Source organism: Amycolatopsis sp. H20-H5, assembly GCF_035828755.1.
GTDB lineage: Bacteria > Actinomycetota > Actinomycetes > Mycobacteriales > Pseudonocardiaceae > Amycolatopsis.
The window spans coordinates 1-4,488 of the sequence record NZ_JAYMZS010000019.1 but is presented as its reverse complement, the minus strand read 5'-3'; the positions used below and the strand labels follow the sequence as shown (position 1 = coordinate 4,488).

Here is a 4,488-nt window from a genome sequence, read left to right as displayed (position 1 = left end):
CGAGCGTGACCGGGTCGAGCACGCCGTCCTGGCCGCGCGCGACGAACCGGGAGAACCCGCCGGTGAGCTCGGCGATCCCGCCGGGGGCGGCGGATAGCGTCACCGCGGCGGCCCCGTCGAGTCCGAGGCCGTCGGGCACCTGCTCGGTCGCGGTGGCCACCACCCGATCGGCCCGGCCGGTGCGCAGCGCCGACATCGCGAACAGCACGGCCTCGAGCCCCGCGGTGGCGGGATTGGTCAGGGTGACGCAGAAAGCTCGGGCCTTCAACGTGATCGCGAGCTGGCTGCCGGGGGTGTTCATCGAGAACGCGGGCACCTCGGCCGGGCTGAGGCCGCCCGCTCCTTCGGTGCGCAGCGTGTGGTTCATCCGCCGGTGCACGTCCGCGATGGCGTACTGGGTGCCGGTGACGACGCCGAGCCGCTCGGCGGGCGGCTCGGCGGCCACCGGATCCCCGTGCGCCCGGCCGAGCGCCTGGTTGGCCGCCGCCAGCAGGTAACGGGTGGCCGGGCTCAGGTACTTCCAGCCGCGCCGCCCGAGGTGCTCGGCGGGGTCGAACCAGTCCGGTGTCCGTTCGCGGGCGACGATCGCGCCCACGCCGGTGATCATGACGGTCATGACGCCCTCCTCCAGGCCAGTGCCGCGTTGTTCCCGCCGAAGCCGGTCCCGCTGACCAGCACGGCCGGTCGGTCCAGCGGGACCGGCCCGCCCAGCGGCACGATGAGCGGGCAGTCCGGATCCAGGGTGCGCACGTGGGCGTTCGGTGGCACCAGTCCGTGGCGCAGGATCAGCGCCGCGATGACGCAGCCGAACACCCCGGCGGCGCCCGCGGTGTGGCCGAGCACCGCTTTCGGTGCGTACCCGGCGACCCCGGCGGCGCCGCCCGCCGCCAGCTCGTCGAAGGCGGCGGCGACCGCGATGCTCTCGACCGTGTCGTTGAGCTGGACCCCGTTGCGGTGCAACACGACCGCGCCCGGCGGTGCACCCGTGCCCGCGAGTGCTTCGCCCGCCGCGCGGCTCAGCTGCCCGCCCGAGGGTTCCGGTGCCATCGGGTGGTGGGCGTCGCAGCTCCAGCCGTGTCCGGCGAGCTCGACTATCACCTCGGCTCCCCGGCGTCGCGCCGACTCGGCGGATTCCAGCACCACGGCCGCGGCGCCCTCGCCGGTGACCATGCCGCCGCGCTCGGCGTCGAACGGTCTGCAATGCGTGCTGTCCAGCAGTTCGAAGCGGTGCAGCGTGCCGACCGCGACGCGGGAGAAGGCGTCGCTGCCGCAGGCGATGACGACGTCGGCCTGGCCGGTCTCGATCAGTTCGGCGCCCCAGCTGACCGCGTAGGCGCCCGCCGAACAAGCGGTGGACAGCGTGTGGTTGGGCCCGCCGATCCCGAACCCGCTCGCGACACCGGCGGCGACGGTGTGCACGGCGACCGCGCCCGACCCGGCCGCCTCGGCCAGGTCGATGTCGCCGAGCGAGGTGCCGACGGTGAGTCCCGCGTCGAGCAGGTCCCCTGGTGTGAGGCCGCTGTGCCCGATCGCCTCCGCGACCGCGGCGAGCGCCATCGCGGTGGTCCGGCCACCCGAGGTGGGGTCGGCGAAACCGGTGGCGGGATACAGGTTCGGCCTGCTCGCCAGCCCGCAGTCCTCCGGCGCCGGAACGGGTTCGGCGTCCGCACGGAGCAGGCCGTCCCACAACGCGGGCACGCCGCCGCCGAAACAGCTCACTGCCCCGAGTCCCGTGACCACGACCGCCACCAGCGCACCCCAGTTCCACCCTCGGCCGGCGAAGTGCCGACAGAAGCAGGTTCCCCTGCTCGCGCGCGGGCAGGGGAGCGCACTGCAAGTACCTGCAGTGACCGTCCGGGCCCGGTTCCCCGCCCTACGATCGGCATCGCGTGTTCCCGCTGTCAAAAGGGAACGGGAAAGTCAATTCGCCCTCCGACGAAAGGGAACCAGTGAGCGTCGAAACCACAGTGGACAGGTCGGAGCTTCGGGAACTCGTGGCGGACACCCTCGACGTGGAGCCGTCGGCGCTGACCGACGAGGCCTTGTTCATCGAGGAGATGCAGGTCGATTCCGTGCTGGCGCTCGAGCTCGCCGTCACCCTCGAACAGCGTTACCGGATCAAGATCGCCGAGAGCGAGATCATCACGATCCGGCGTTTCCCGGACGTCTGCGACCTGCTGGCCCGAAAGCTGTCGGCCTGATGACCGGCAGGCTCGCCCACACCCCGGACTCCATTTCCTATCTGCTGGTCGAGAGCAAGGGAAACTGGTCGGGCCCGAACGCCGCGACCTTCCTGCGCGACGCCGTGGCGCTCGCCGAGGCGGGCCACGGCGTGCGGGTCTACCTCGTCGAGGACGGCGTGCTGGCCGCGGTCGGCACGGCGGTGCCCGAGATCGAGCAGCTGGCCGCCGCGGGCGTGGAGATCCTGGTGGACGACTTCTCCGCGGCCCAGCGCGCGCTGGGCGCCACCCAGCTTTCCCCGCACGTCAAGCCCGCCGGGATGGACGCGCTGGCCGACGCACTGTCCGATGTGGACTGCCGGGCGGTGTGGCACTGATGACCGGCTCGACCGAAACCAAGACCGGCACGGGGCTGGAACGGCGGATGTGGGACCTGCTGCTGGTGGTGACCGCGGCCCCGCACTCCAGCGACGTGATCACCTCCGCACTGCGGCTTTCCCAGGCGGTGCTGGACAAAGGCGGCTCGGTGCGCTTCTGGGCCTGCGGCTACGCCACGATGCTGACCCAGACCACGCACGGTGAGACCAAGCTCGTCAACACCCGTGACCCCGGGGGCAGTTACCCGTCGACGGCGGCGATCGCCGCGCGGATGATCGAGGCAGGCGCCGGCCGGTTCGGCTGGATCGGCTGTACGGCGTGCAGTGAGGAGCGCGGCGCCACCCAGCACCTCCCGCAGGTGCGGCGCCGCTCACCCGCCCGGCTCGCGGCCACGATGGCCGCGGCGAAACGAACCCTTTACCTCGGGGGAGCCTGATGACCCAGCGAGTGCTCAGCGTGATCGACCGCGCCTACCGCGGCGCCGTCGAAGCGCAGTTCTTCGACGCCATGTACGGCCTGCTGGACCTGCACGCGCAGTTCGACCAGGTCGACCTCGCCCTGCGCGGCCCGGCCGTCACGATGGCCGTCGACGACGACACCTATCGCCCTTCCCTGGAGCTGGGCGGGCTGCGCATCGACACCCTGCCGGACTACCGGCGCTCGGTGCGCGACCTGGTGGCCGACGGGATCGGCGTGCTGGTGGACGAATCCGCCTTGCGGGAGCTCGGTTTCCCGGCCGAGCGGCTGGTGCCGGGCGTGACCGGCCTCGACCCGGCCGCGCTGGCCCGGCGCTGGCCGGACTACGACCAGGTGTGGTTCCTGTGACCGTCGCCGGGCCCGTGCGCACGGTCCCGGACACCCTCGACGTCGCGAAGCCGCTGCGCGCGGTCGACCGGCTTGAGGTGCTGGCCGGGTCGCCGCGGCCGCGGTTTCGCGCCTACAAGACGGTCGACCCGCTCGACCCGTACATGCCGGGCCACTTCCCCCGGCTCACCCTGCTGCCCGCGGTGTTCGTCCTCGAAGCGCTGCGCCAGGCGACGACCACCGTCGTCGGCGCCGCCGAACCGCTGAACCTGCTGCACGTCGTCTCGGGGCGCTGGCTCTCGCCGATGCTGCGCGGCGACGAGATCTGCCTGGACGTCACGGCGGAACCCGACGGCCCCGGCCGGTGGACGGTGCGGGCCGAGGGCAGCAGGCAGGACGGCACCCCGGTCGCGGTGGTGAAGCTGGTGCTCGGCGAGTCCGCGCTCGGTGACCGGCTCGAGCCGGAGCACGGTCCGCCGCCGCTGGCCGCCGGTCCGCCGCCGCTGGACTACGCAGGGATGCTGGACATGCTGCCGGTGCGCCACCCGATGGTCCTCGTCGACCGCGTGGAGGCCATCGAGCCCGGTGCGCGGATCGTCGTGGCGAAGGGGATCACCGGTGGGGAGCAGTGCTACCAGGGCCTGCCCGACGGGCTGCCCGGTTCCCGCTACCGGTACCCGCGCGCGCTGATGCTGGAGTCTTTCGGCCAGGCGTCGGCGTTGCTGTGGCTGTCCCTCGGCGCCGGTGCGGGGGTGCCGGTGGTGGCCGCGTTCCGGGACTGCCGGTTCGCGGGCGAGGTGTACCCGGGTGCCGTGCTGCGGCATGAGGCGCGGATCGACCGGCTGCTGTCGGACACCGTGTTCATCTCCGGCCGGACCTGGGACGGCGACCACTGCGTGCTCAGCGTCGGCGCGCTGGTCTCCGCGAGCCGCCCGGAGTCTACTTTGGACGCACGACTGACCGGGAATCCTTGACTCGAATGCCGTTTCCACGTAAAAGGCGTCCGCCCCGAGTCGGGGCGGACGCCTTTTACGTGCTGGCGGATCAGACCGTGGCGTGCGCGCCGACGATCTCGGTGACGGCACCCGCGGTCGCGTCGCTGCGCAGGATGTCGACGTGGTCGACC

The 4,488-nt window shown here is 72.6% G+C and carries 7 protein-coding genes; 5 read left to right on the top strand and 2 right to left on the bottom strand.

Features of this window, described 5'->3' with window-relative positions; all coding sequences use genetic code 11:
* Positions 1-616: beta-ketoacyl synthase N-terminal-like domain-containing protein (locus QMK34_RS13970; protein WP_326414334.1), on the bottom strand; the 616-nt coding region annotated here is incomplete at its 3' end.
* The gene (locus tag QMK34_RS13965; RefSeq protein WP_326414333.1) at positions 613-1,749 is read right to left on the bottom strand and encodes a beta-ketoacyl-[acyl-carrier-protein] synthase family protein; all 1,137 of its coding nucleotides are present in this window, start codon (positions 1,747-1,749) and stop codon (positions 613-615) included. The genes QMK34_RS13970 and QMK34_RS13965, both read right to left, overlap by 4 nt.
* A gap of 200 nt (positions 1,750-1,949) precedes the next feature.
* On the opposite strand from QMK34_RS13965, the gene QMK34_RS13960 reads away from it, so the two are divergent.
* The 5 genes from QMK34_RS13960 to QMK34_RS13940 are packed head-to-tail and all read left to right on the top strand — an operon-like array spanning position 1,950 to position 4,336.
* Positions 1,950-2,201: an acyl carrier protein gene (locus tag QMK34_RS13960; RefSeq protein ID WP_326414332.1), complete on the top strand. Its 252-nt coding sequence runs from the start codon at positions 1,950-1,952 to the stop codon at positions 2,199-2,201.
* The gene (locus QMK34_RS13955; protein ID WP_326414331.1) at positions 2,201-2,557 is read left to right on the top strand and encodes a DsrE family protein; all 357 of its coding nucleotides are present in this window, start codon (positions 2,201-2,203) and stop codon (positions 2,555-2,557) included. Before QMK34_RS13960 ends, QMK34_RS13955 begins: the two co-directional genes overlap by 1 nt.
* Positions 2,557-2,994 (top strand): hypothetical protein, encoded by a 438-nt coding sequence (locus tag QMK34_RS13950; protein ID WP_326414330.1) that lies wholly within the window; start codon positions 2,557-2,559, stop codon positions 2,992-2,994. Before QMK34_RS13955 ends, QMK34_RS13950 begins: the two co-directional genes overlap by 1 nt.
* Complete coding sequence (locus tag QMK34_RS13945; protein WP_326414329.1) at positions 2,994-3,383, top strand: hypothetical protein; 390 nt, start codon at positions 2,994-2,996, stop codon at positions 3,381-3,383. The genes QMK34_RS13950 and QMK34_RS13945 overlap by 1 nt, the downstream gene beginning before the upstream one ends.
* Complete coding sequence (locus tag QMK34_RS13940; protein WP_326414327.1) at positions 3,380-4,336, top strand: hypothetical protein; 957 nt, start codon at positions 3,380-3,382, stop codon at positions 4,334-4,336. Before QMK34_RS13945 ends, QMK34_RS13940 begins: the two co-directional genes overlap by 4 nt.
* Positions 4,337-4,488 lie beyond the last annotated feature (152 nt).